The organism is Nonomuraea glycinis, assembly GCF_035920485.1.
In the GTDB taxonomy this organism is placed as follows: domain Bacteria; phylum Actinomycetota; class Actinomycetes; order Streptosporangiales; family Streptosporangiaceae; genus Nonomuraea; species Nonomuraea glycinis.
In genome coordinates, this window is sequence record NZ_CP109166.1 from 2822518 (window position 1) to 2845400 (window position 22883).

The following is a 22883-nucleotide window of genomic DNA, read 5'->3' on the forward strand; positions in this document are numbered from 1 at the left end:
CCCTGTGACCGGCGGCCGGTGGCTGACGGGCGGTCGGGTCTACCCGCAGATCGCCGCCCGTATCCGTGAGCAGATCGTCTCGGGCGAGTTCGCGCCGGGCGTGGTCCTGCCGTCTGAGGCGGAGCTGTGCCGCCGGTTCGGGGTGGCGCGCAACACGGTACGGCGCGGCCTGGCGCTCCTGGAGGACGAGGGACTCCTGGTGACCGTCCCGTCCAAGGGCCGCGTGGTGGCTGCCGACAGCGGCGCGGCCCCGTACCGCTACCAGCAGATCGCCACGAGCTTGCGTGAGCAGATCGACGGTGGCGCCCTGGCCCCTGGTGCCGCGCTGCCGAGTGAGGCTGAGCTACGCCGCCGGTTCTCGGCCTCGCGTAACACGGTGCGGCAGGCCCTGGCCGTGCTGGAACGCGATGGGTTGATCGTGGCCGAGCACGGGCGGGGGCGCTTCGTTCGGGGTTGAGACGTCCTGGGACGTCTCGGCTACCCCTCTGGCTTCGCCCTTGCCTGTGCTGCCTATCGTGAACCTCGTGGGACATGTTGAGTGGGCCTACGGCCTGGCCAAGGATCTGCTGGAGACAACGCTGCCCCGGCGCTGGGCGCACACCCAGGGAGTCGCCGACCAGGCCGAAACCCTGACCCCGATCCTCGGCGCGGACACTGACACGCTGATCGCCGCGTGCCTGCTGCATGACATCGGGTACGCCCCGGATCTGGTCGACACCGGCATGCATCAGCTCGACGGCGCCCGTTACCTGCGCGATGTCGCCCAGGGCGATGAGCGGCTGTGCCGCCTGGTGGCCTACCACTCGTGCGCGGACAACGAGGCGCGGCAGCGGGACCTGTTCGACGCGCTGGCCAAGGAGTTCGACCAGGAGCGGCCCGACCTGGCTCGGGCGCTGACCTACTGCGACATGACCACCAGCCCGGACGGCCGGCACCTGGACGTACGCGACCGGCTGGCCGAGATCCACTCCCGCTACGGTCCCGAGCATGTGGTGAGCCGTTCGATCACGGATGCGACGCCGTGCATCGTGTCGTCGGTGCGGGCGGTGGAGGCCGCGCTATCCGATGTACGGCAGGCTGGTGCCGGCTAGGTAGTGCTCGATCCGCATCCGCATGGATGTGGCCATCGGCAGCGATAGGACGTCATCCCGTGGCACCCACCGCACCTGTAGAGATTCTGCGCTGACGGCCGGAGCGCCGGACACCGCGCGGCCGGTGAGCACGATGGAGAACTCCTGCCGGGCCTCGCCGTTGCTGGTGTAGAGGATCACGTGTCCGGGGTCGGTGTAGGTGCCGACCAGGCCAGTGATCTCACACAGGATGCCGGTCTCCTCCAGCGTCTCGCGTACGCCCGCCCGCGGCAGCGACTCCCCCAGGTCGATGGCTCCGCCGGGCAGAGCCCAGTTGTCATTGTCGGAGCGCTGGATCATCAGCACCTCGCCGCGCTCGTTGGTGACCACGACGTTCACCGACGGAACGAGGCTGTTGGCCTTGGGCGCGTTCGGGTCATGGTCGAAGTCGATCCGCCGTGCCATCAGGACTCCACCGGCTTGGCCTGGGCCCATACCTTCTCGAAGCTCTCGGCGTAGGTGGCCACCATGCCGCCGCCGGCCACCCGCCGCAGGTGCAGGACCGGAGCGTTCCCGGCGCGGGTGCCGTACACGTGCATGTTGACCAGATACTGGTCGTCGGCCTGGTAGATCGAGTTGTACAGCACCGTGCGGTGCAACCGGATCTCAACGTTGTCGACACCCATGATCGGCCGGTAAAACACCAGTGCGCTGCGGATCTGCGCGGCCATGCTCTCGCCCACGCCCTCATCGGCTCCGCGCTGCGCCACCTCGGCCGAGTCCGGGTCACCGAGAAGGATGCGCACCTTCACCCCAGCCCGTGCTTTGTCGGCGAACAGCCGGACCATGCCGCCGTCATCAGCGAGGAACAACCCGCTGTAGACCAGGACGCCGATCTCTTCGGATGCCGCGCCGAACAGTCGTCCCCAGATGTCCCGGGGCACCGCCCACCGGTGCGGGTGGATCGCGATGATCTCGCTCTGTGAGGCGGAGGTCACCTGTTCGGGGCTGAGCGCGTCCGGCCACAGGTACGCCTCGTCCACCCCCAGGTACGAAGCGGTGGCGAAGCGGTGTTTTCGGTACGGTTCGCGGCTCTTGGTGACCCAGCGTTCGACGGTTTTGGGGTCGACCTCGATGGCTGCGGCCAGATCGGCGATGGACACGCCTTTCTGCAGCAGGGCCGCGCGTAGTCGTTCGTTCGCCATCTCACCCGCTTCAAGGGGACGTCCGGGGACCTGGCCATCGTAGGCCGGACGTCTTGAACATGTCCCGTCGTGTAGTGATCTCGTCCTGACCCTCCGCAGCATTCTCGGTTCGCAAGCAAGAACAACAACCGAGAGGAGTGGTGATCACATGACCGAGGAGATCTACCCGGAGCCCACCTGCCCGTGCACCGCCCGCCTGGAGCAGGGACAGACCCGGTGCCGTAAGTGCCTGGCCCGTGAGCGCTGGATCAAGAAGCAGGTGGCCAAGCGCAACCGCGACGGCCAGCGGCGGAGTGAGACCCGCCGTCCCCCGCGCGTCCCGCGCGGCCTGGCCGTGGCAGGGGTGATCTGGTCATGACCACGATCCCGCTGATCATCGCCGGAGTGCTCGGCGTCGCGCTGCTGATCGGGTACGTGACGGTCCTGGTCGGCATCCGCCGTGAGGACAAGGCGCTCAGCCTGCGCCGCAGCCCTGACGGTGCGTCGGCATCGCTGGCGCGGAAGGTTACCGGCTGCTACGTCCGGAACGGGGTGTCGTGGACGTAGCCAACTGCTCCTCGACCTTCGCCAGACGCACGGACAGGTCGTGCACGGTGGCGCGCAGGTCAGCCAGCTCGTCACCGGCAGCCCGGGGGTTGCCGGCGGCCTGCGGGTCATCGGTGTCACGGACGAACACGCCCTTGCCCTGCTGGCCGATCACCAGGCCCTCGGTGCGCAGGACGCCGACGGCCAGCTTCACCACCGACAGCGACGCGTCGTACTGCTCGGCGAGTTTGGCCGTGGACGGCAGCGGGCTTCCGGGCGTGAGAGAGCCGCCGCGGATCTGCGCTCGGAGATCGTCGGCGATCTGCAGGTAGCCCGGCCGGCCGGTGTTCTTGACCATCGCTCTCAATCTCACCACGAAAGTTCGACCAAGCCAACCGAGAGAACATTGACAACCAAGCCAACTAGGTTAACTATGTTGGTGACGACGAAAGAGGAGGTCACCACCCATGCGTTCCGTCCCCATCCCCGTGGATGTCAGCAAACTCGCCATCACCTGCGTCAAGGCCCCGCGCCCGCGCGTCCTCAACCGCGACACCGGCGAGATCAAGACCGACAAGAACGGCAACACCGTCTACGAGGTCACCGTCTCGGTAGAAGACGAGTTCGGCCGCATCGAACTCGTCAAGATCGGCACCACCGGAGAGCCACCCATCACCACCGGCGACCAGGTCACCGCCGTCGGCCTGCTCGGCTACGTCTGGGAGATCGCCGGGAAGTGGGGCATCGCCTACCGCGCCACCGCCCTCCTCCCGCTGCGGGAGGCCGCCGATGCGTGACGCGCTGCTCGTGCTCGCAGCCCTCGCCGCTGTCGCGGCGGGGCTGTGGGTCTGGCGCCGCTTCCACTACCCCTCGTTCTGGCTGGCGCTCGGCTTCCCGCTCACCGCTGCTTCGGTCCGGGCGTCCTGGCGGCGGGTCGCGCTCGGGTGCGGGCTGACCAAGAAGCGGCAACGCTGGTGGTTCACCCTCACCCCCGGCGCGGTCGCCTCCACCGGGCTGGTTAAGGTCCGCCGCCGCTTTCAGCGGGTGGCCGTCGACACCAAGCCGTTCATGTGGCTGCCCAAGCCGACCCGGCACGGCTGGCGCGTCACCCTGTGGACTTTGGAAGGCCAGACCCCCGGAGACTACGCCGACGCCGCCGAACGGCTGGCGCACTCCTGGGGCGTGCACGCCATCCGCGTCTCCTCGCCCCGGCCCGGCCGCGTCGTCCTGGCGGCGACCATGCGCGACCCGCTGGTCAAGGTCGACCAGCTCCCGCCCTCACCGGAACTGCTCAAGGTGACGGTCGGGCAGTTGGAGACCGGCAAGCCCTGGGTGATCGACTTCCGTACGGTGCCGCACTGGCTCAACGCAGGAGCCACCCAATCCGGCAAGTCCAACCTGGCCAACGCGCTCATCGTCGGACTCGCGCCACAACCCGTCGCGCTGGTCGGCTTCGACCTCAAAGGCGGAGTGGAGTTCACCCCGTACGCGCCCCGGCTGTCAGCGCTGGCCACCTCACGCGCCGAGTCCGTCGGCCTGCTGTGCGACCTGGTCGGATTGATGATCGACCGGATGGGCTTGTGCCGCCAAGCGTCCGCCCGCAACATCTGGCAGCTCCCGCCCGCCATCCGGCCCGTTCCGGTCGTGGTCCTGGTCGACGAGCTGGCCGAGCTCTACCTGATGGCCGACAAGAGCGAGAAAGACGAGATCGCCAAAACCTCCACCGCGCTGCTGCGAGTGGCCCAGCTCGGCCGGGCGTTCGGCATCTACCTGTTCTGCTGCGGCCAGCGCATCGGCTCCGACCTCGGCCCCGGCGTCACCGCGCTACGCGCCCAGTGCTCGGGCCGGATCTGCCACCGGGTCAACGACCCCGAAACCGCGACCATGACCCTCGGCGACCTCGACCCGGCCGCCCTCGTCTCCGCCCGCGCCATCGCCGCCGAAACACCCGGCGTCGCCATCGTCGCCTCACAAGACGGCCGGTGGTACCGCGCCCGCTCCTTCTACGTCAGCGAGCACACCGCCGAACAAGCGGCCCAGACTCACGCGCACCTCGCCCCGGCCTGGGATGAGATCACCGCCCACCTGCCCAACCCCATCAACGCCTGACCTGAGAAAGGGGGTGCAACGATGCGCCGCTTGGCCTGCCGACTGCTCGACACCGGCCCGGTCCTCGTCCTGGCCGTCATCGCGGGCGCCGGATCGTTCACCCACATCCGCGACACCGCCACCGAGCACGGCCAAACCGGCTGGATGTCCTGGGCCGTGGCCGTCTGCATCGACCTCACCTGCGTCATGGCCGCCCGCGAACGCCAACGCGACAAGAAGACCGGCAAAGGCCGGCAAGGCCGCATCACCTGGCCCGTCCTCGTCCTGACCGGCGGCATCGTCCTGTCCCTGGCCGCCAACCTCGCCCAAGCCGCCCCGACCGTCTGGGGCTGGATCACCGCCGCCACCCCGGCCGCCGCGTTCCTCATCGCCGTCTCGATGCTGGAACGCCGCGCCACCCATCCCGACCCGCCTCCAGCACCGGCCGCCTCGCCCATGTCCGCGCCCGTCCTGGCCTCGTCCCTGGTCCCCGAACTTCTCCGCCCGGACCAGGACGACACCCAAGGCGACGGCCTGGCCCCGGCTCTCGTGGACTACGCCCGCCGCGTCGCCGACGACCATCACGCCAAACACGGCCGACCGATCACCCGCGACGCCCTCCGCAGCCACCTCGGCGTGTCCGACCAACTTGCCGCAGACCTGTTGCGCGCCCTGCCTACCGCCTGACCAGAAGGGAGACCCACCGATGAACCACGACCGCCGCACCGCCTTCATCAACGGCCTGCTGGAGCTGGCCGCCTTCCTCACCGAAAACCCGGACCTGCCCATCGGCCAAAGCCTCGCGCTCTACCACTTCCCCCGCCACGACACCGACGCCGACCTGTACGCCGAGATCGACGAGATCGCCGCCCGTCTCGGCACCCCGATCGACCACGAGGACAGCCCGCACGGCCACTACGCCACCTCGCGCTTCTTCGGCCCCGTCGAGTACCGGGCCGTGGCCATCCCGGCCCGTGCCCGCGCCCTCCACGACGCCGAGACCAGCTACCACGGCTGCATCGACCCCGACCCAACGCCCGCCACCTGACCAGGAGCCCCGACCATGCGCATCCGTATCGACGGCACCCGCGCCGAAATCGTCGACGCCCTGTTCCGCCTGCGCCTGCACTTCACCGTCTACGCCGTCTCACGCGCCTACCCCGACCGCGCCCGCCCCCACCACTGGCGCGTCTACCTCACCACCCGCCCACCCGAAAGGAGGTGACGCATGCCCGATGACCTGCCGGTGATCCGCTACCGCTGCTGCACCTGCAACGGCACCGGCATCACCACCGACAACACCCGCTGCCCCGACTGCGACGGCACCGGCATCGACGACTACGGCGCATAACGCAGCGCCCCCGGCCTGGCCGCACATCCGCCAAGACACACGCCAGGTCGGGGGCCATCCCTTCACCCGAACGAGCGAAAGGAGGTCTCCATCTTGCCCACAAACCACGCCACCGCGCACGCCAAAGCGGGCATGATCGCCCGACTCAACCGGACCGACTACGACCGCTGGGCATCCCAGATCCGCGCAACCGGCGGCTGCCACCAACCCATCCACCTACGCGGCAAAGTCGAACACTACGACCAGGCCACCGGCCAACTCCTGCACCACTACACCACCAAACACGAGCCCGACGGCATCCTGCGCGTGCCCTGCAAGACCCGCCGCGCCTCCCGCTGCCCCGCCTGCGCCGAGACCTACCGCGCCGACACCTACCAACTCATCCGCGCGGGCCTCATCGGCGGCAAGGGCGTCCCGGAAACCGTCACCGGACACCCGACGCTGTTCGTCACCCTGACCGCCCCGTCCTTCGGCACCGTCCACACCCGCCGAGAGCACAACGGCAAGGTGCAGCCCTGCCACGCCCGCCGCAACGCCGAACCCTGCCCGCACGGACGGGTGATGTCCTGCACCGAACGGCACAGCGCCGACGACCCGCGCCTCGGCGAACCGCTCTGCCCCGACTGCTACGACTACACCGGCTCAGTCCTGTTCAACGCCCTCGCCCCGCTGCTATGGAAGCGCTTCGCCGACTCCGTCCGCCGCCACCTCGCCAAGACCGGCGGCCTGGCCCTCAAAGACCTCCGCCACCACCTGACCCTGTCCTTCGCCAAGGTCGCCGAATACCAGCGGCGCGGCGTCGTCCACTTCCACGCCGTCATCCGCCTCGACGGCCCCGACGGACCCACCACACCGCCCCCGGCCTGGGCCACCGCCGACGCCCTCACCCAAGCCGTCCAGCACGCCGCCCACGCGGTCACCGCCACCGCACCCGCCCACCAGGACCAGCCAGAGCGCGCCCTGCGCTGGGGAGCGCAGCTCGACATCCGCCCCATCACCCTGAACGGCGACCTCACCGAACAAGCCGTCGCCGGCTACATCGCCAAGTACGCCACCAAAGCCGCCGAATGCGTCGGCACCCTCGACCGCCGCATCAACCCCCTCGACAACCTGGAAGCCTTCAACCTCCGCGACCACGCCCGCCGCCTCATCACCACCTGCATGCACCTCGGCGCCCTGCCAGAACTGGCCGACCTCCGGCTCGCCGACTGGGCCCACATGCTCGGCTTCCGCGGCCACTTCTCCACCCGATCCCGCCGCTACTCCACCACCCTCGGCCAACTCCGCGCCGCCCGAGAACACCACGCCCGCGACAACGACATCACCACCGGCCGCCTCCCCCTCTTCGACGAAGACACCGTCCTCGTCATCAGCGAATGGGAGTACGCGGGCAAGGGGCACTCCCTCGGAGACGCGCTCCTCGCCGCCGCCCTCACCGGAACCCGGCTCGGAGGCCCACATGACCTCTGAACTGCTCACCGTCCCCCAGGCCATGGCCACCCTGAAGATCAGCCGCTGGACCCTCTACAACCTCATCCGCTCCGGTGAACTTGGCTCCATCGTCGTCGGCGTCCGCTGCCGCCGCATACCCGTGACCGCCCTTAACGACTACGTGACCCGACTGTGCGAGGAGGCCGCCTGATGCCCGCCAAGACCGCACTCGGCACACCCGAGGAGCCCAAGCGCCCTCGCAAGACGCGCCGCACCCGCGCCAACAACGAGGGTTCGATCTTCCCGTACAAGAACGGCTGGGCGGGCTACGTCTGGGTCACCACACCAGAGGGCAAGAAGACCCGCAAGTGGGCGTACGGCAAGACCCGCGAGGAGACCTACGAGAAGTGGCTCAAGCTGCATGAGGTCGCTCGCAAAGGGCCGGTGGTCACCAAGTCGCCGAAGCTCTCGGACTACCTGACGTACTGGCTCACCAACGTCGTAGAACCCAACCTCGCGCCCAAGACCGCCGCGAACTACGAGATGTTCGCCCGGCTCTACATCACGCCCGCGCTCGGCTCCAAGCGGCTCGACAAGCTGACCGTGCGGGACGTCCAGACCTGGGTGAACAAGATCCGCCGCTCCTGCCAATGCTGCGACCAGGGCAAGGATGCTGCCCGCCCGGAGACCCACAGCAACCCGAAGCGCCGTCAGCACTGCTGCGCGGTCGGCAAGTGCTGCAAGTCCGAGCCCTCGGAGTGGACCGTCCACGACGCCTACATGACGCTGCGGGCCGCCCTGAGTAACGCCGTCCGCGAAGAGGTCCTGACGCGCAACGTCGCGGCCAACGTCAAGATGTCGGTCCCTCGGAAGCGCAAGGTCAAGGCCTGGTCGGTGGACGAGGCCAAGACCTTCCTAGAGTCGGCCCGCACTCGGGAAGACCCGATGTACCCGGCGTACGTCCTGGTGCTCGTCCTGGGTCTGCGGCTCGGCGAGGCCCTCGGGCTGCGTTGGGAGGACGTCGACCTCGACCAGGCCGAGATGACGATCGGCTGGCAACTCCAGCGAGTCGCCGGCAAGCTGCTGCACCGCCAGACAAAGACGGATGCCTCTGACGCCACTTTGCCCTTTCCCGAGATCGTCACGACGGCCCTTCGTGCCCGTCAACGGGTACGCGACACCACCAGGGAAGCGGCGGGAGACGACTGGCAGGAGACCGGCCTCGTCTTCACCACCGCCAGTGGTCGGCCGATCGAACCGTCTAACTTCCGGCGCAGCTTCGCGAACGCCTGCGCCAAGGCAAAGGTACGAAGAGTCCACGTCCACGCCACCCGCAAGACCTGCGCGTCTTTGCTCGTCGCCCTCGACGTTCATCCACGCGTGGCCATGCAGATCCTTCGTCACTCACAGATCTCCGTGACCATGAACGTATACAGCGAAGTCTCGTCCGCAGAGACGCGCCTAGCTCTGAAGAAGCTTGGTGATCATCTCGACTCCTAGCGATACCCAGCACTGACGAAAATCGATTAGGCCATTCCTCGACTCACGGGGAGTGGCCTTCAACGTGTGACAAGGGCTGACGACTTCTCCTGCCGCCGCCACGCGACGACGGTTCCGCTTGCGACCCATAGCCAGTCCGTCGAAAGAGAAGGATGAGCACGCCGACAAAGGTCGTGATCACGCCAGAGAACAGGGCAAGGACAGCTATGACGAACTCGCCGTCCGGATCACCAACCCCGGAAGGTCGTCCTTCGACCCAGTTCATCGTGACCCAAGCCTGCGTCGCGACGATCACGCCGAACAGGGTCGTGATCGAGCCCAGGGCATAGCCAGGTGTACGCGTCCACGACCGCGTGGCGGTCAGCACGATGCCCACCAACAACCCGAGTGGAACGGTTACGACCTGTCCAGCGTCCAGCGCCATCAAGGCTGCGAGTCGGGCGTGCTCGAAGTTCTCGCCGCGCTGGATCCACAAGAACGGCAGCACTACGACACCGCTGAGAAGGCCGATCGCCAGCAACCTGAGTAATGCCACGCGCACCATGATCGCGGGCTTGCTTGCTCCTGTGCAAGCCGAACTGGAGGTGTAGCTGTACTTTGCAGCTGTACAAGATCAAAAAGGCCACTTCCCGATCATGGGATGTGGCCTTCGACGTGCGGTGGAGCCTAGGAGATTCGAACTCCTGACTTCCTGCTTGCAAAGCAGGCGCTCTGCCAACTGAGCTAAGGCCCCTTCGAGACGAAGATAGCTTACCCGTCCTCCGCAGGCATCCGTGTCGTTCCTGTCCGCTCGCTGAGGATCAGCTCAGGGAGGTTGGCGATCGAGTCGATGATGTGGGTCGCGCCTCCCTGGAGGAGGCGCTCGCGGCTGTGCACGCCGGTCATCACCCCCGCGACGATCGCGGCGCCGGCGCTGCGGCCGCAGCGCATGTCGCTCTCGGCGTCGCCCACCACCGCCACCCGCCGGACATCGTCGATCGCGAGACGGAGCACGGCGTGCAGCACCATGTCGGGCCAGGGGCGGCCGCGGCCGCCCGCGTCTTCGGGGCAGATGGCCAGGTCGATCTGGTCGTGCCAGGCGAGAACGCTGAGGACGCGGCTCAGGGTGGTGCGGCTGAAGCCGGTGATCAAGGCGAGGTGGATGCCGGAGCCGCGGAGTTTGTCGAAGACTTCGAGGACTCCGGGCATGGGTACGAGGCCCGTCCGCTCCAGCAGACCCTCGTAGGAGCGTTCGAAGGTCAGGTTGGCCGCCTGGGCCTGGGCTTCGTCCTCGGGGAAGATGCCGCGGAACACGTCGATGGTGGGGAGGCCCCGGGACCGGTGCACGTGAACCATGGCTCGTGCGTACGCTCCGGTCCCGGGAACTATGCCCTGGGTGGCGATCGCCTCGGCGAAAGCGCGCTCGACCATGGCGATGTCACCGACCGTCGTGCCTGCCAGGTCCAGGCACACCAGCTTGATGGGGACGACGTCACTCATCGCCTCGCCGGTCGGTTAGTTCTCGCTACCGGTTGCCTCGGTCCAGAGATCGAGCTCGGCGCGGTCGGCCTGCACCTTACGCCAGACCAGCAACCCCCCGAGGGCGACCAGCGCCAGAACGAGCAGCTTCTTCACGGTGTGACCCCACTTCTTCGACGGTCTCACCTGCCGGGGTGAGACCCAACGGTTGACAAGCAGCCTAGCAAGGGATGGCTGCGGTCCTGGTGTTTGCCAGAACCAGATGTACGGATTGTTCGAGAACGGGCCAACAGTCCCAGGTGGGACAGCATGTGCCCGGCCCATCTTGGATCATGCCGCATGTCGCGGCTGAGTGCGCGCGGGCGAAGGGTGTGGACATACCCCCTCCCGGTAAGCTATGTTCGCGGATGTACCCCCTAGGGGTATAAATCAGCGACGTACGACAGCGGCGGGCGAAGCAAAGGATTGATCCACACACCTCTTCCAGCCGTACAAGAAAGAGGGAGGGCGGCGTTTCCAGCCCTGGAAGAATACCCTAGGGGGGTACGGTGTTAGACTCGTTAGAGCAAGAATACGACCATCTGAAGGAGCCACCCATGAGCACCGCCACCTACACCGTCAAGGGCATGACCTGCGGCCACTGCGTGAGTTCGGTCAAGGAGGAGGTCACCGAGGTCTCGGGGGTCACGTCCGTTGAGGTGGACCTGGCGAGCGGCGCGCTGACCGTGGTGAGCGAGAGCCCTGTGGACCAGGAGCGGATCAGCGCCGCTGTGAAGGAAGCCGGCTATGAGTTGGCCGGCGTCTCATGAACACGGCCGCACGCCTCGGGCTGTACAGCGCCGGACTGGCAGTGATCTTCGCCGGGGCGCTGGGGGCCGGGAGCGCGTTGGGCCAGGTCGGACCCGCCGCGGGTCCGGCCCGGCAGGCCACGGTACCGGCCGGGCAGGCCACGGCGGGCCCGAAGAGCCACGCTGACATGGCCGCGCCGGCGGACAAGGACTCGGCAGCCGACACCGCGCACGACACCACGGCCGGACACGCCGACGAGAACGGCGAGCGCGACGAGCAGGACGAGCACGGCGGGCACGGCGAGGCGGCGCACAACGAGAGTGATACCCCCGGGGGGCTCCAGGTCTCCCAGAACGGTTACACGCTCACCCCCTTCACCAAGCCCGGCAAGGACTTCCGCTTCAACATCACCGGCCCCGACGGCAAGCCCGTCACCGAGTACGACGTGGCGCACGAGAAGAAGCTCCACTTCATCGTCGCCTCCCGCGACCTGACCAGCTTCCAGCACCTGCACCCGACGCTCGGCCAGAACGGCGTCTGGTCGGTCAAGCTGGAGCTGCCCGAGCCCGGCGCCTACCGAGCCTTCGCTGACTTCGCCCCCACGGGCGGGGACACGCTGACCCTGGGCGTGGACCTCCAGGCCCCCGGCGACTACAAGCCGAAGGCGCTGCCGCAGGCCGGCCGCACCGCCAAGGTGGGCGACTACACGGTGACCCTCGACGGGGAGCTGGAGCCCGGCCACGCGAGCAAGCTCACCCTGAAGGTCACCAAGGACGGCAAGCCGGTCAAGGACCTGCAGCCCTACCTGGGCGCCTACGGCCACCTGGTGGCGCTGCGCGCGGGCGACCTGGCCTACCTGCACGTCCACCCGGACGGCGAGCCGGGCGACGGCAGGACCACGCCGGGCCCGGAGATCACTTTCTACGCCGAGGTGCCCAGTGTGGGCGACTACCGTCTGTTCCTGGACTTCCAGCACGGCGGCGACGTCCGTACGGCGAGCTTCACGGCAACGGCCGAGCAGGCGCCGGCCCACACGCACTGAAAAACCAGAGCACACTCACTGAAAACCAACCCAGAGCGCAGGAAACGGACGAGGGAAAGGAGAGGTGATGTCTTCCCTCATCGAGGAAAAAGCCGTCGAGCTCACGATCGGTGGCATGACGTGCGCGTCCTGCGCCAACCGCATCGAGCGCAAGCTCAACAAGCTCGAAGGCGTGACCGCGACGGTCAACTACGCGACGGAGAAGGCGAAGGTCACCTTCCCCGACGACCTCGACCCGCAGGAGCTGATCTCCGAGGTGGAGAAGGCCGGCTACTCGGCCACGCTGCCCGCCGACGATCCACAGCCTGTGGACAACCCCGACAACAGCCTGCGTGACCGGCTGATCACGGCGGTGGTGCTGAGCGTGCCCGTGGTCGCGATGGCGATGATCCCGGCGCTGCAGTTCACGTACTGGCAGTGGTTGTCGCTGACGCTGGCGGCGCCGGTCGTGGTGTACGCGGGCTGGCCGTTCCACAAGGCCGCCTGGACCAACCTGCGGCACGGCACGGCGACGATGGACACGCTGGTCTCGATGGGCACGCTGGCCGCGCTCGGCTGGTCGCTGTGGGCGCTCTTCTTCGGTACGGCCGGGATGCCGGGCATGACGCACCCGTTCGAGCTGACGATCCAGCGGACCGACGGCTCCGGCAACATCTATCTGGAGGCCGCGGCGGGGGTGACGGCGTTCATCCTGGCCGGGCGTTACTTCGAGTCGCGGTCGAAGCGGCAGGCGGGGGCGGCGCTGCGAGCGCTGATGGAGCTGGGCGTCAAGGACGTCGAGCTGGCCGACGGCCGGCGGGTCGCCGTAAACGCGCTCCAGGTGGACGACAGGTTCGTGGTACGGCCGGGCGAGAAGGTCGCCACCGACGGCGTGATCGAGGAGGGCACCTCCGCGATCGACGCCTCGATGCTCACCGGCGAGTCGATGCCGGTGGAGGTCGGGCCGGGTGAAGCCGTGGTGGGCGCGACCGTCAACGCGGGCGGACGGCTCATCGTGCGGGCCACCCGGGTCGGCGGCGACACCCAGCTCGCCCAGATGGCCAGGCTGGTGGAGGAGGCGCAGACGGGGAAGGCGGCCGTGCAGCGGCTGGCCGACCGGATCTCCGGCATCTTCGTGCCGATCGTGATCGGGCTGGCCATCGCCACGCTGGGCTTCTGGCTCGGCACCGGCAACGGCGCGGGCGCGGCCTTCACCGCCGCGGTCGCCGTGCTGATCATCGCCTGCCCGTGCGCGCTCGGCCTGGCGACGCCCACGGCGCTGCTGGTCGGCACCGGCAGGGGCGCCCAGCTCGGCATCCTGATCAAGGGACCGGAGGCGCTGGAGTCCACGCACAGGGTCGACACGATCGTGCTGGACAAGACCGGCACGGTCACCGAGGGCCGGATGACGCTCGTCGGCGTCCACCTGGCCGAGGGCGAGGACCGCGGCGAGGTGATCAGGCTGGCCGGCGCGCTGGAGCACGCCTCCGAGCACCCGATCGCCCGCGCCATCGCCAAGGCGGCCGGGTCCACGGCCACGGTCGAGGACTTCGCGAACGTCGAAGGGCTCGGCGTACAGGGCGTCGTCGACGGGCACGCGGTGCTGGTCGGCCGGCCGAAGCTGCTGCGGGAGTGGTCGCAGCACCTGCCTGCCGAGCTTGAGGACGCGTTGGCGCGGGAGCAGGCCGCCGGGCGTACCGCCGTCGCCGTGGGGTGGGACGGCAAGGCGCGCGCGGTGCTGGTCGTGGCCGACGTGGTCAAGGGCACCAGCAAGGAGGCGATCGAGCGGCTGCGCGCCCTCGGGCTCGCCCCGGTGCTGCTGACCGGCGACAACGAGGCGGTCGCCAGGACCGTGGCGGCCGAGGTCGGCATCGACGAGGTCATCGCCGAGGTGCTGCCCGCCGACAAGGTGGACGTGGTCAAGCGGCTGCAGGCCGAGGGCAGGGTGGTGGCCATGGTGGGCGACGGCGTCAACGACGCCGCCGCGCTGGCCCAGGCCGATCTGGGGCTCGCCATGGGCACCGGCACCGACGCGGCGATCCAGGCGTCCGACCTCACGCTGGTCCGTGGCGACCTGCGGGTGGCGGCCGACGCCCTGCGGCTGTCGCGCAGGACGCTGGCCACGATCAAGGGCAACCTGTTCTGGGCCTTCGCCTACAACGTGGCCGCCCTGCCGCTGGCCGCCGCGGGGCTGCTCAACCCGATGATCGCGGGCGCCGCGATGGCGTTCTCCAGCGTCTTCGTGGTGAGCAACAGCCTGCGGCTGCGCGCTTTCAAGTGACCGAGCTTCAGGTGACCCAGCTTCAAGTGACCCAGCACGGCCGGCGCGGGAAGGCGCCGGCCGTTCAGGCCTGGTAGGACTCCGGGGTCATCCTGGTGGACACGCCCATCCGGTTCCAGGCGTTGATGGTGGCCAGGGCGACCACCAGGGCGGCCAGTTCTTTCTCGGTGAAGTGCTCGGCGGCCTGCTGCCAGATCTCGTCGGTCACGTCGCAGGTGGACAGCCGGGTCGCGGCCTCGGTGAAGGCCAGGGCCGCGCGCTCCTGGGCGGTGAAGAAGGGGGCCTCCTGCCACACCGCCACGGCGTGCAGCCGCGCGTCGCTCTCCCCCGCCCGCTTGGCGTCGGAGCTGTGCGAGTCCACGCAGTAGACGCAGCCGTTGATCTGGCTGGCGCGCAGCCGTACCAGCTCCAGCAGGGGCTTGGGGAGGGTGCTCGCGCTCACGAATCGGTCGAGTCCGGCCATCGCCTTGTAGGCGTCGCCGGCGAGCTTGCCCAGGTTCATTCGTTCCGTCATGCCGCCCACGTTAGGCCGGAGCTTGTCCCGATATAAGCTCCAATTTCCGGCTAAACGATTGGGCCAAGATGGACGTACACGTGACCCTGTCGGGGCGGGGTGACCTGACGGCGCAGATCTACCGCCAGCTCCTGGAGGGGGTCCTGGACGGGCGGCTCAGGTCGGGCGAGCGGCTGCCGCCGACGCGGGAGCTGGCCCGGCGGCTGGCCGTCTCACGCAACACCGTCGCCGTCGCCTACGACCGGCTGGTCGCCGACGGCTTCCTGGTCGGCCGCGCGGGCGCGGGCACGTACGTGTCGGCCGAGCCGGTGCGCGGCAGAGCCGCCCCCAAGGGTGTCGTACGGCCCCGCGCCGTCTGGGAGTCCATCACCGGCGGCCCCTCCGGCACGGCCCGCCCGGACGGGTCGAACATGCAGGCGTACGACTTCCGCGTCGGCGTGCCCGACGCGGAGCTGTTCCCGATGGAGAGCTGGCGTCGGCTGGTGAGCCGCGAGCTGCGACGCGGCGTCGGAGGCTACGGCGCCCCGTCGGGGCACGAGGGCCTGCGGGAGGCCATCGCCCGGCACATCGGGGTCAGCCGGTCCGTGCACGCCGGCGCCGGGGACGTGCTCATCACCAACGGCGCGCAGCAGGCGCTGGACCTGGTGGGCCGGGTGCTGATCGAGCCCGGCGCCTGCGTGGCCGTGGAGGAGCCCGGCTACCCGCCCGCGCGGCTGCTGTTCCGCTCGCTCGGCGCGCGTGTCGTGGGGGTGCCCGTGGACGGGGAGGGACTGGACGTCTCCGCCATTCCGGGTGCCGCGCGGCTGGTGTACGTCACGCCGTCGCACCAGTTCCCGCTGGGCACGCCCATGTCGCTGGCCCGCCGGGCGGCGCTGCTGGCGTGGGCCGAGCGGCGGAACGCGGTGGTGATCGAGGACGACTACGACAGCGAGTTCCGCTTCGGCGAGCGCCCGCTGGAGCCGCTGCAGAGCCTGGACCGGGCCGGCCGGGTGATCTACGTGGGCTCCTTCTCCAAGACCCTGCTGCCCATGCTCAGGCTCGGCTTCCTGGTCGCGCCGGCCTCGCTCGGGCCCGCGCTGACGGCCGCCAAGCGGATCTCCGACTGGCACGGCGAGCTGCCGACGCAGGCGGCGCTCGCCCGGTTCATCGACGAGGGCCTGCTGGCCAGGCACATCAGGAAGGCCACCCGGGTGTACGCCGCCCGGCACGCGCTGATCGCCGACACCCTGTCCGGCGAGGACCGGCTGCGCCTGGTGCCCTCCGCGGCCGGCCTGCACCTGTGCGCCCGGCTCGCGCCCGGCGTCGCGGTACGGCCACGGCCCGGCCTCGGCGTCGAGCGGCTCGACGCCTACTGCGGCGAGATCCCGGCCCAGCGCGGCCTGGTCATCGGCTACGGCGCGATCGGGCAGAGCGCCATCCCCGGCGGCCTCGAACTGCTCAGAAAGTCACTGATAATGCCGGCGACCCCAGAACCGCCGCGCCCGCTCACCTGAGAACTGCGGGTCGTCCGGCGGCACCGGCTGGCGCACGATCACCACCGTGGCCCGCGCGTGCCGTGCGCAGTACATGGACGTCGAAGGCAGGAACAGGCGGCTGACCAGCCCACGCCGCCCTCGGCCGAGCACCAGCAGGTCGCCGTCGCGGGCCAGGTCGACCAGGTGATAGCCGGGATCGCCGACCCGCGCGACCGCGGCGGTGGTGAGGTCGTCGGGCACCCCGCCCGCCACGTCCTCGAACGCCCGCGCCACCACCTCGCCGCAGCGGTCCTCCTCCCCCTGCCTGATGGCGTGCTGCACGGGCAGCGCCTCAGGGAAGGGGTGCACGGGGGCCCGGCTGACGTGCACCGCGACCAGCGCCATGCGGTGCAACCGCGCCGCGCCGATGGCCCAGGCCAGCGCCCAGCGCGCGGCCGGGGACTCGTCCACTCCCACGATCAATCGCGCGCCACTGGGCAGGTCCTGATCCACCACACTCTCCTCGTAGAGGTACTTGACCATAGTGCGCTTCTTTGCTGCTTACCGGGAGGTGGCAATTTGCGAACTATGCCCAAGTCGTCCTCCCCTCACACCAGGCGAAGCAACCCGTCGTACAACCGCGCACGCTCCGCCTCCGAGAGGATCCTGTACGGGCGGGCGGCGCGCTGGTTCGTCCTTGCCTCGATGCGTTCGCGTATCGGGCCGCGCTTCAGGGCGACGATGTCGGCCACCGACAGGCCTGCTTCCTGCCAGGCCGCGGCGTGCGCGTCCGCGCGGTGGTAGCGCAGGGCGGCGAGCCGGTTGAACAGCAGCACTCCCGGCGGGGCGTCGGCCGGCTCGTACGGCGGCACCACCACCGCGAACGCACCGCCCACCGCCTCCGCCGAGTGACCGGAGGGGTGGGCTGTCGTCGACAGGTCCTGCTGGGCCCGGGTGAGCACGCTGCGGGCGAGGGTGGCCAGTGCGGGGACGTCGTGGTCGGGCCAGATGCGCTCGACGGCGGCGGCGTGCAGGCCGTACAGGCTGTGGATGATCTCCAGGCCGTGGGCCGTCGCGTGCAGCAGGCCGTCGGGGTCCTCGGTCAGGGCGCCCTGCTCCAGGTGCTCCTGGACGATGCTCTCGCGTTCGTCGGCGGTGCCGTATCTGTAGACGGCGGCGAGCGCGGCGCGGGTGAGGGGGCGGAGCGGGAGGGTGAACCGGAGGTCGTTCAGGAAGCCGGGGGACGGGTCCGGGGCTCCGCTGAGCTCTCTGCCGACCGCGCGGGCGGCGGCGTGCACGTTGACGTGGACCGCACCGATGACCGGCGCGATCGCCCCCGCATATGTCGAGAGTTCCGCAAATTTCGGCATTGCGGGTCATTATGCCGCCGCTCTTAGCGGATCGCCGGGAAACCGCAACCGGCTGTTTTCAGGAGTAATTGGGTGGGTTCGAAAGGAGGGCGAAGGCCGAGCGTGTCATGATGTCGGGATCGTGACGCCGAGCATGCCGTTTCGCCTTCTTCGCACCATGGTGTTCGCCATGGTGTGCCTTGGGCTGGGTGTGGGGGCGCATGTCTTCGGCGGGGGGACGGTGTCCGGGGACGCCATGCTGGTGGCGTTCTGGCTGGCCGCCTGTGCCGCCTATCCGGTGGCGGGGCGCGAGCGATCGCTGCACGCCATTCTGCCCCTGCTGGGCGGACTCCAGCTCGCCCTGCACCTGCTGTTCTCGCTGTCGCACGCCGGCTCCCCCGTGCAGGCCGTCGCGCACGCCGTGCACGCCTCCGGGGGGCTGGTGCCGGGGTTCGGGATGCTGGTCGCGCACTCCTGGGCCACCTTGCTGACCGCGCTGTGGCTGGCGCGCGGCGAGGCCGTGCTCTGGACGCTGCTGCGCCGGCTGGCCGTACGGCTGCTCGCCGTGTTGCTGCCGCCGGTGCCCGAGACGCCGTTCTTCGCCGCGGCCGTGGTCGAGCCGCCGGTGCTGCGCTCGGCCGTGCTGCGGCACGTGCTCAGCGGGCGTGGACCGCCGATGGTCGTCGAAACCAGCTGATCCTTTTCGACGACCCCCGCCCGCGGCGATGCTCTGCCGTGGGCGCAGAAAGGCATGTTCATGTACCTCCGTCCTGTGTGCCTGCTCGCCGCCGCCGTCGTGGCGCTGAGCGGGTGCGGCTCCACCGCCGACACCGCCAAGACCGCCGACACCGTTGCCCAGAGCCGGTCGACCGTCGCCGCCGAGGCGCGGCCACCCGCCGGCGCCGCCGCCGGGCTCTCCATCACCGATCCCTGGGTGAAGACGGCCGAGAAGGGGATGACCGCCGCGTTCGGCACCCTGGTCAACAACACCGACGCCGAGGTGACGATCGTCGCCGGGGCGTCCCCGCTGTCGCCGATGATCGAGCTGCACGAGGTGGTGGACTCCGAAGGCAAGATGATCATGCGGCCCAAGGAAGGCGGCTTCGTCATCCCCCCGCGCGGCACCCACGAGCTGCGGCCCGGCGGTGACCACATCATGCTGATGGGGGTCGCCGAGGAGGTGAAGCCGGGTGCGCGGATCCCGTTCACACTGACGGTGAAGGACGGGCAGCCCTTCGAGTTCACCGCCGTGGGCAAGGACTTCGCCGGAGGCAAGGAGGACTACCAGCCGGGCATGGGACACAAGTGATGGCCGGTCGGATCAGCAGAAGAGGGCTGATCACCGGGGGCGCCGCCACCGCGGCGGGCGCGCTCGGCGCGGCCGCCGTCATCGGCGCGCTGGATACGCCCTCGGCCGTCGCCTCGGGCGAACCCGCCGGACCCGTCGTGGAGCCGTTCCACGGCGTGCATCAGGCGGGGGTGGCGACGGCTCCGCAGGCGCACGCGGTCTTCGTCGCCTTCGACCTGCTGCCGGGCACCGGGAAGGAGGCGCTCGGCCGGCTGCTGCCGCTGCTGACCGATGACGCGCGCCGCCTCACCCAGGGGCGGCCCGCGCTGGCCGACACCGAGCCGGAGCTGGCGACGGACCCGGCCCGGCTGACGGTGACGTTCGGCTTCGGGCCGGGGCTGTTCGCCGCGGCGAAAGTGGACTCGCCGGTCGAGGCGCTGCCCGCGTTCGAGACGGACAAGCTGCGCAGGGAGTGGAGCGGCGGGGACCTGCTGGTGCAGATCTGCGCCGACGACGCGCTCACCGTGGCGCACGCGCTGCGGATGATCGTCAAGGACGCGCGGTCCTTCGCCAAGGTGCGCTGGACCCAGCGGGGTTTCCGGCGCAGCGCGCACCTGGGTGTTCAGGGGCATACCCAGCGCAACCTGATGGGCCAGCTCGACGGCACGGTCAACCCGACCGACCTGGACCGCGCCGTCTGGATCGATCAGGGGGCCGACTGGCTGCGCGGCGGCACCACGCTGGTGTTGCGGCGCATCCGGATGGAGCTGGAGACGTGGGACGCGGCCGACCGGGTGGCCAGGGAGTTCACCATCGGGCGGCGGCTGGACACCGGCGCTCCCCTGACCGGCCGGGCCGAGCGTGACGAGCCGGACTTCGAGCGGGTCAACCGGCTCGGCTTCCCGGTCATCTCCGAGTACGCCCACATCAGGCGGGCCAGGACGGCCGATCCCGCCGCCCGGATCCTGCGGCGTCCGTACAACTATGACGAGGGCCTGTCCAAGGACGGGACCTCGGACTCGGGGCTGCTGTTCGCCTCCTATCAGGCGGACGTGGAGCGGCAGTTCGTCCCGGTTCAGCGTCGGCTGGCCGAGGGGGACCTGCTCAACGAGTGGGTGACGCCCATCGGCTCGGCGGTCTTCGCCATCCCGCCGGGCTGTACGCCCGAGGGGTGGATCGGCGACGGCCTGCTGGCCTGAGCCGGCCGTCCATGGGCCGCACCCGCGCCGTGCGGCTCATGGACGGGAACTCTCCTCGCGCTCAGAATCGAGGTCATGGCCGACGACACGTACGTAGGTTCCAGGACTCCCCGCCTCGAGGACGCCCGGCTCCTGGCCGGACGCGGACGGTACGTCGGCAACGTCCGGCTGCCCGGCATGGCGTACGCGGTCGTGGTGCGCAGCCCGATCGCGCACGGGCGGCTGGTGGCGTGCGGCGTCAAGGCGGCGCGGGCCGCCGACGGCGTGCTCGACGTCATCACCCCGGCGGACGCGGCCGGGATCCGGCTGCCCTGTGCCGGGCTGTCGCCGGGGCAGCGGCTGACGGCCTACCCGGTGCTGGAGGAGACGATCCGCTACGTGGGCCAGCCGGTCGCGGTCGTCGTGGCCGACACCCCGGAAGCCGCCGGGGACGCCGCCGAACTGGTCGACCTGGACTTCGACCAGTGGCCCGCCGTCGTCGGCGTGGCACGCGCGCTGGCGGACGACGCCTCGCTGCTCTACCCGGAGTGGGGCACCAACGTGGTCACCGACTTCCCCATGGGGGACGACTGCGAGGAGGCGATCGGGGCCGCCGAGCACGTGGTCGAGATGACGTTCACGCTCGGCCGCGTCTCGCCGTACCCGATGGAGCCGCGCGGGGTGGTCGCCTCCTACGACGGCGAGGAGCTGACGATCCGGATCTCCACGCAGGCCGCGCACAACGTGCGCGAGCACGCCGCGGACGCGCTGGGGCTCGGTCATGATCGAGTACGGGTGATCGGCGCGGACGTCGGCGGCGGGTTCGGGGCGAAGGAGCACCTGTATCCGGACGAACTGCTCGCCTGCCTGGCCGCGACGCGGCTGGGACGGCCGGTGAGCTGGACGGAGGCGCCCGGCGACCGGCTGGTGGCCACCCTGCCGTCGCGGGCCACCGTGCACCGGGGGCGGCTGGCGTTGGACGGGGACGGCCGGTTCGTGGCGGTGCACGCCGACATCGTGAGCGATCTCGGGGCACATCCCTCCAACGTGGGCGCGGGGCCGGCCGCGGTGACGGCCACGCTGCTGCCGGGACCGTACCGGTTCGAGCGGGCGGGGGCCCGGGTGCGCGGGGTGGTCACCACGACCACGCCAACCGGCTCCTACCGCGGGTTCGGCCAGCCGGAGGCCGCATGGACGCGGGAGCGGCTGGTCGACGAGGCGGCGCGACGGCTCGGGCTGGACCCGGTCGAGCTGCGGCTGCGCAACATGCTGCGGCCCGAGGACCTGCCCTGCGGGAACCGGATCTGGCAGACGTACGACTCGGGCGACTACCCGAGGGCGCTGCGCACGCTGCGGGAGATGGTGACGCCGCCGGGCGGGGACGACGGGCGCAGGAGGGGCGTGGGCTACTCCTGCCATGTGGAGGGCACCGGCATGGGACCCTCCATGGGCCTGAAGGCGGCCGGCATCCAGGAAGGCGGGTACGAGGCGGCGCTGCTGCGGATGAACTCCGACGGGTCGGTGGTGGTGTCCAGCGGGCTGGCCGGGATCGGGCAGGGCATCGAGACCGCGCTGGCGCAGATCGCCGCCGACCGGGTGGGGGTGCCGATGGACCGGATCCGGGTGGTGCTGGCGGACACCGCGTCGACGCCGTACTCGCCGGTCGGGTCCATCGCCAGCCGGGCCCTCGTGGTCGGCGGCCCGGCCCTCGCCGAGGCGGCCACCCGGCTGCACGACAAGATCATCGCGCTGGCGGCGCACCGGCTCGAAGCGGCTCCCGGTGACCTGGAGATCGTCGCGTCCGTCGTACAGGTCAAGGGGGATCCGCAGGCGTCGCTGCCGCTGCGGGAGATCGCCACGTCGGCGTGGCGCGGCTGGGACCTGCCGGACGGCTGCTCCCCCGGGCTGGAGGAACGGGCGACGTACGACCCGGCCGACTACACCTACGCCTACGGCGCGCACGCGGCGGCCGTCGCCGTCGACCCGGAGACCGGCGCGGTGGAGCTGGAGGGCTACTGGGTGGTCAACGACTGCGGTGTGCAGGTGAACCCGGACATCGTCGAAGGCCAGCTCCGGGGCGGGGTGGCCCAGGGCATCGGGATGGCGCTGACGGAGGAGGTCGGCTACGGCGAGGACGGGCAGCCGGTCGCCGACTATCTGCCGCCCACCGCGTACGAGGTGCCCGAGGTGCGGATCGTCTCGCTGGAGACGCCCTCGCCGATCACCCCGGGCGGCATGAAGGGCGTCGGCGAGGCCGGCACGATCAGCCCGCCGGCCGCCATCGGCAACGCGGTCGCCGCCGCCCTTCCGGAGATCGCCGACCGCGTCACCGACACACCGATCACCCCGCAGACCATCTGGCGGCTGCTGTCCTCCTAAGG

General features: G+C 70.1%; 30 protein-coding genes and 1 tRNA gene. 21 read left to right on the forward strand and 10 right to left on the reverse strand.

The features are described 5' to 3' along the window. The first annotated feature begins 4 nt into the window (after positions 1 to 4). Both OHA68_RS13050 and OHA68_RS13055 read left to right on the forward strand, forming a co-directional pair. Positions 5 to 457: a GntR family transcriptional regulator gene (locus OHA68_RS13050; RefSeq protein WP_327107881.1), complete on the forward strand. Its 453-nt coding sequence runs from the start codon at positions 5 to 7 to the stop codon at positions 455 to 457. A 67-nt stretch (positions 458 to 524) separates the two neighbouring features. Continuing rightward, positions 525 to 1091, forward strand: a complete 567-nt coding sequence (locus tag OHA68_RS13055) for an HD domain-containing protein (protein ID WP_327107882.1) — start codon at positions 525 to 527, stop codon at positions 1089 to 1091. Here the strand turns inward: OHA68_RS13055 and OHA68_RS13060 are convergent. Both OHA68_RS13060 and OHA68_RS13065 read right to left on the reverse strand, forming a co-directional pair. After that, the gene (locus OHA68_RS13060; protein ID WP_327107883.1) at positions 1059 to 1535 is read right to left on the reverse strand and encodes an NUDIX hydrolase; all 477 of its coding nucleotides are present in this window, start codon (positions 1533 to 1535) and stop codon (positions 1059 to 1061) included. The two genes, OHA68_RS13055 and OHA68_RS13060, sit on opposite strands and share 33 nt — an antisense overlap. Next, on the reverse strand, positions 1535 to 2275 hold the full coding sequence (locus OHA68_RS13065; RefSeq protein WP_327107884.1) for a helix-turn-helix domain-containing protein: 741 nt from the start codon (positions 2273 to 2275) through the stop codon (positions 1535 to 1537). Before OHA68_RS13065 ends, OHA68_RS13060 begins: the two co-directional genes overlap by 1 nt. Before the next feature lie 148 nt (positions 2276 to 2423). Here OHA68_RS13065 and OHA68_RS13070 point away from each other — a divergent pair, with 148 nt between their 5' ends. After that, a complete protein-coding gene (locus OHA68_RS13070; RefSeq protein WP_327107885.1) occupies positions 2424 to 2633 on the forward strand; it encodes a hypothetical protein in 210 nt (69 codons plus the stop codon). After that, on the forward strand, positions 2630 to 2821 hold the full coding sequence (locus OHA68_RS13075; RefSeq protein WP_327107886.1) for a hypothetical protein: 192 nt from the start codon (positions 2630 to 2632) through the stop codon (positions 2819 to 2821). The genes OHA68_RS13070 and OHA68_RS13075 overlap by 4 nt, the downstream gene beginning before the upstream one ends. Here the strand turns inward: OHA68_RS13075 and OHA68_RS13080 are convergent. Continuing rightward, complete coding sequence (locus OHA68_RS13080) at positions 2781 to 3158, reverse strand: winged helix-turn-helix domain-containing protein (RefSeq protein ID WP_327107887.1); 378 nt, start codon at positions 3156 to 3158, stop codon at positions 2781 to 2783. The genes OHA68_RS13075 and OHA68_RS13080 overlap by 41 nt on opposite strands. A gap of 109 nt (positions 3159 to 3267) precedes the next feature. Here OHA68_RS13080 and OHA68_RS13085 point away from each other — a divergent pair, with 109 nt between their 5' ends. The 9 genes from OHA68_RS13085 to OHA68_RS13125 all read left to right on the forward strand — a co-directional run bounded on the left by OHA68_RS13085 (position 3268) and on the right by OHA68_RS13125 (position 9170). Beyond that, the gene (locus OHA68_RS13085) at positions 3268 to 3597 is read left to right on the forward strand and encodes an SCO3933 family regulatory protein (RefSeq protein WP_327107888.1); all 330 of its coding nucleotides are present in this window, start codon (positions 3268 to 3270) and stop codon (positions 3595 to 3597) included. Then, positions 3590 to 4909, forward strand: coding sequence for an FtsK/SpoIIIE domain-containing protein (locus tag OHA68_RS13090; protein WP_327107889.1), 1320 nt, complete (start codon positions 3590 to 3592; stop codon positions 4907 to 4909). Before OHA68_RS13085 ends, OHA68_RS13090 begins: the two co-directional genes overlap by 8 nt. A 21-nt stretch (positions 4910 to 4930) precedes the next feature. Then, positions 4931 to 5575, forward strand: coding sequence for a DUF2637 domain-containing protein (locus OHA68_RS13095; RefSeq protein ID WP_327107890.1), 645 nt, complete (start codon positions 4931 to 4933; stop codon positions 5573 to 5575). A gap of 19 nt (positions 5576 to 5594) precedes the next feature. Further along, positions 5595 to 5936 (forward strand): hypothetical protein, encoded by a 342-nt coding sequence (locus OHA68_RS13100; protein ID WP_327107891.1) that lies wholly within the window; start codon positions 5595 to 5597, stop codon positions 5934 to 5936. A 15-nt stretch (positions 5937 to 5951) separates the two neighbouring features. Beyond that, complete coding sequence (locus OHA68_RS13105; protein WP_327107892.1) at positions 5952 to 6113, forward strand: hypothetical protein; 162 nt, start codon at positions 5952 to 5954, stop codon at positions 6111 to 6113. 3 nt (positions 6114 to 6116) lie between these two features. Continuing rightward, entirely contained in the window at positions 6117 to 6239 is a 123-nt protein-coding gene (locus OHA68_RS13110) for a hypothetical protein (protein WP_327107893.1), read from the forward strand. A gap of 132 nt (positions 6240 to 6371) precedes the next feature. Next, positions 6372 to 7709, forward strand: coding sequence for a replication initiator (locus tag OHA68_RS13115; RefSeq protein WP_407674495.1), 1338 nt, complete (start codon positions 6372 to 6374; stop codon positions 7707 to 7709). Further along, positions 7699 to 7881 (forward strand): helix-turn-helix domain-containing protein, encoded by a 183-nt coding sequence (locus OHA68_RS13120; protein ID WP_327107895.1) that lies wholly within the window; start codon positions 7699 to 7701, stop codon positions 7879 to 7881. Before OHA68_RS13115 ends, OHA68_RS13120 begins: the two co-directional genes overlap by 11 nt. Continuing rightward, positions 7881 to 9170, forward strand: a complete 1290-nt coding sequence (locus tag OHA68_RS13125; RefSeq protein WP_327107896.1) for a site-specific integrase — start codon at positions 7881 to 7883, stop codon at positions 9168 to 9170. The genes OHA68_RS13120 and OHA68_RS13125 overlap by 1 nt, the downstream gene beginning before the upstream one ends. Before the next feature lie 43 nt (positions 9171 to 9213). Here the strand turns inward: OHA68_RS13125 and OHA68_RS13130 are convergent, their stop codons facing one another. From OHA68_RS13130 to OHA68_RS13145, 4 genes are all read right to left on the reverse strand, one after another. Further along, a complete protein-coding gene (locus OHA68_RS13130; protein WP_327107897.1) occupies positions 9214 to 9705 on the reverse strand; it encodes a hypothetical protein in 492 nt (163 codons plus the stop codon). 125 nt (positions 9706 to 9830) lie between these two features. Beyond that, positions 9831 to 9903, reverse strand: a tRNA-Ala gene (locus OHA68_RS13135). 17 nt (positions 9904 to 9920) lie between these two features. Then, positions 9921 to 10649, reverse strand: a complete 729-nt coding sequence (locus OHA68_RS13140; RefSeq protein ID WP_327107898.1) for an HAD family hydrolase — start codon at positions 10647 to 10649, stop codon at positions 9921 to 9923. A 15-nt stretch (positions 10650 to 10664) separates the two neighbouring features. Next, on the reverse strand, positions 10665 to 10784 hold the full coding sequence (locus tag OHA68_RS13145; protein ID WP_211264163.1) for a DLW-39 family protein: 120 nt from the start codon (positions 10782 to 10784) through the stop codon (positions 10665 to 10667). Between the two features lie 440 nt (positions 10785 to 11224). On the opposite strand from OHA68_RS13145, the gene OHA68_RS13150 reads away from it, so the two are divergent. From OHA68_RS13150 to OHA68_RS13160, 3 genes are all read left to right on the forward strand, one after another. Further along, positions 11225 to 11437, forward strand: coding sequence for a heavy-metal-associated domain-containing protein (locus tag OHA68_RS13150; RefSeq protein WP_327107899.1), 213 nt, complete (start codon positions 11225 to 11227; stop codon positions 11435 to 11437). After that, positions 11434 to 12459, forward strand: coding sequence for a hypothetical protein (locus tag OHA68_RS13155; protein WP_327107900.1), 1026 nt, complete (start codon positions 11434 to 11436; stop codon positions 12457 to 12459). The genes OHA68_RS13150 and OHA68_RS13155 overlap by 4 nt, the downstream gene beginning before the upstream one ends. A gap of 67 nt (positions 12460 to 12526) precedes the next feature. Beyond that, entirely contained in the window at positions 12527 to 14719 is a 2193-nt protein-coding gene (locus OHA68_RS13160) for a heavy metal translocating P-type ATPase (RefSeq protein ID WP_327107901.1), read from the forward strand. A 64-nt stretch (positions 14720 to 14783) separates the two neighbouring features. Here OHA68_RS13160 and OHA68_RS13165 read toward each other — a convergent pair whose 3' ends face one another. Beyond that, positions 14784 to 15233 (reverse strand): carboxymuconolactone decarboxylase family protein, encoded by a 450-nt coding sequence (locus tag OHA68_RS13165; protein WP_327107902.1) that lies wholly within the window; start codon positions 15231 to 15233, stop codon positions 14784 to 14786. Between the two features lie 68 nt (positions 15234 to 15301). On the opposite strand from OHA68_RS13165, the gene pdxR reads away from it, so the two are divergent. Beyond that, entirely contained in the window at positions 15302 to 16726 is a 1425-nt protein-coding gene (gene pdxR / locus OHA68_RS13170) for a MocR-like pyridoxine biosynthesis transcription factor PdxR (RefSeq protein ID WP_327107903.1), read from the forward strand. On the opposite strand, the gene OHA68_RS13175 is transcribed toward pdxR, so the two are convergent. Further along, the gene (locus tag OHA68_RS13175; protein WP_189137589.1) at positions 16679 to 17230 is read right to left on the reverse strand and encodes a universal stress protein; all 552 of its coding nucleotides are present in this window, start codon (positions 17228 to 17230) and stop codon (positions 16679 to 16681) included. The two genes, pdxR and OHA68_RS13175, sit on opposite strands and share 48 nt — an antisense overlap. Before the next feature lie 65 nt (positions 17231 to 17295). Then, positions 17296 to 18057 (reverse strand): hypothetical protein, encoded by a 762-nt coding sequence (locus OHA68_RS13180; RefSeq protein WP_327107904.1) that lies wholly within the window; start codon positions 18055 to 18057, stop codon positions 17296 to 17298. Positions 18058 to 18190: 133 nt separating this feature from the next. Between OHA68_RS13180 and OHA68_RS13185 the strand changes: the two genes are divergently transcribed. From OHA68_RS13185 to OHA68_RS13200, 4 genes are all read left to right on the forward strand, one after another. After that, positions 18191 to 18733 carry an MFS transporter gene (locus tag OHA68_RS13185; protein WP_327107905.1) on the forward strand — a complete coding sequence of 181 codons (543 nt, stop codon included), beginning with the start codon at positions 18191 to 18193 and terminating at the stop codon, positions 18731 to 18733. A gap of 60 nt (positions 18734 to 18793) precedes the next feature. Next, positions 18794 to 19345, forward strand: a complete 552-nt coding sequence (locus OHA68_RS13190) for a copper chaperone PCu(A)C (protein WP_327107906.1) — start codon at positions 18794 to 18796, stop codon at positions 19343 to 19345. Continuing rightward, positions 19345 to 20523: a Dyp-type peroxidase gene (locus tag OHA68_RS13195; protein ID WP_327107907.1), complete on the forward strand. Its 1179-nt coding sequence runs from the start codon at positions 19345 to 19347 to the stop codon at positions 20521 to 20523. The genes OHA68_RS13190 and OHA68_RS13195 overlap by 1 nt, the downstream gene beginning before the upstream one ends. A 75-nt stretch (positions 20524 to 20598) precedes the next feature. Further along, positions 20599 to 22881 (forward strand): xanthine dehydrogenase family protein molybdopterin-binding subunit, encoded by a 2283-nt coding sequence (locus OHA68_RS13200; RefSeq protein WP_327107908.1) that lies wholly within the window; start codon positions 20599 to 20601, stop codon positions 22879 to 22881. Positions 22882 to 22883 lie beyond the last annotated feature (2 nt).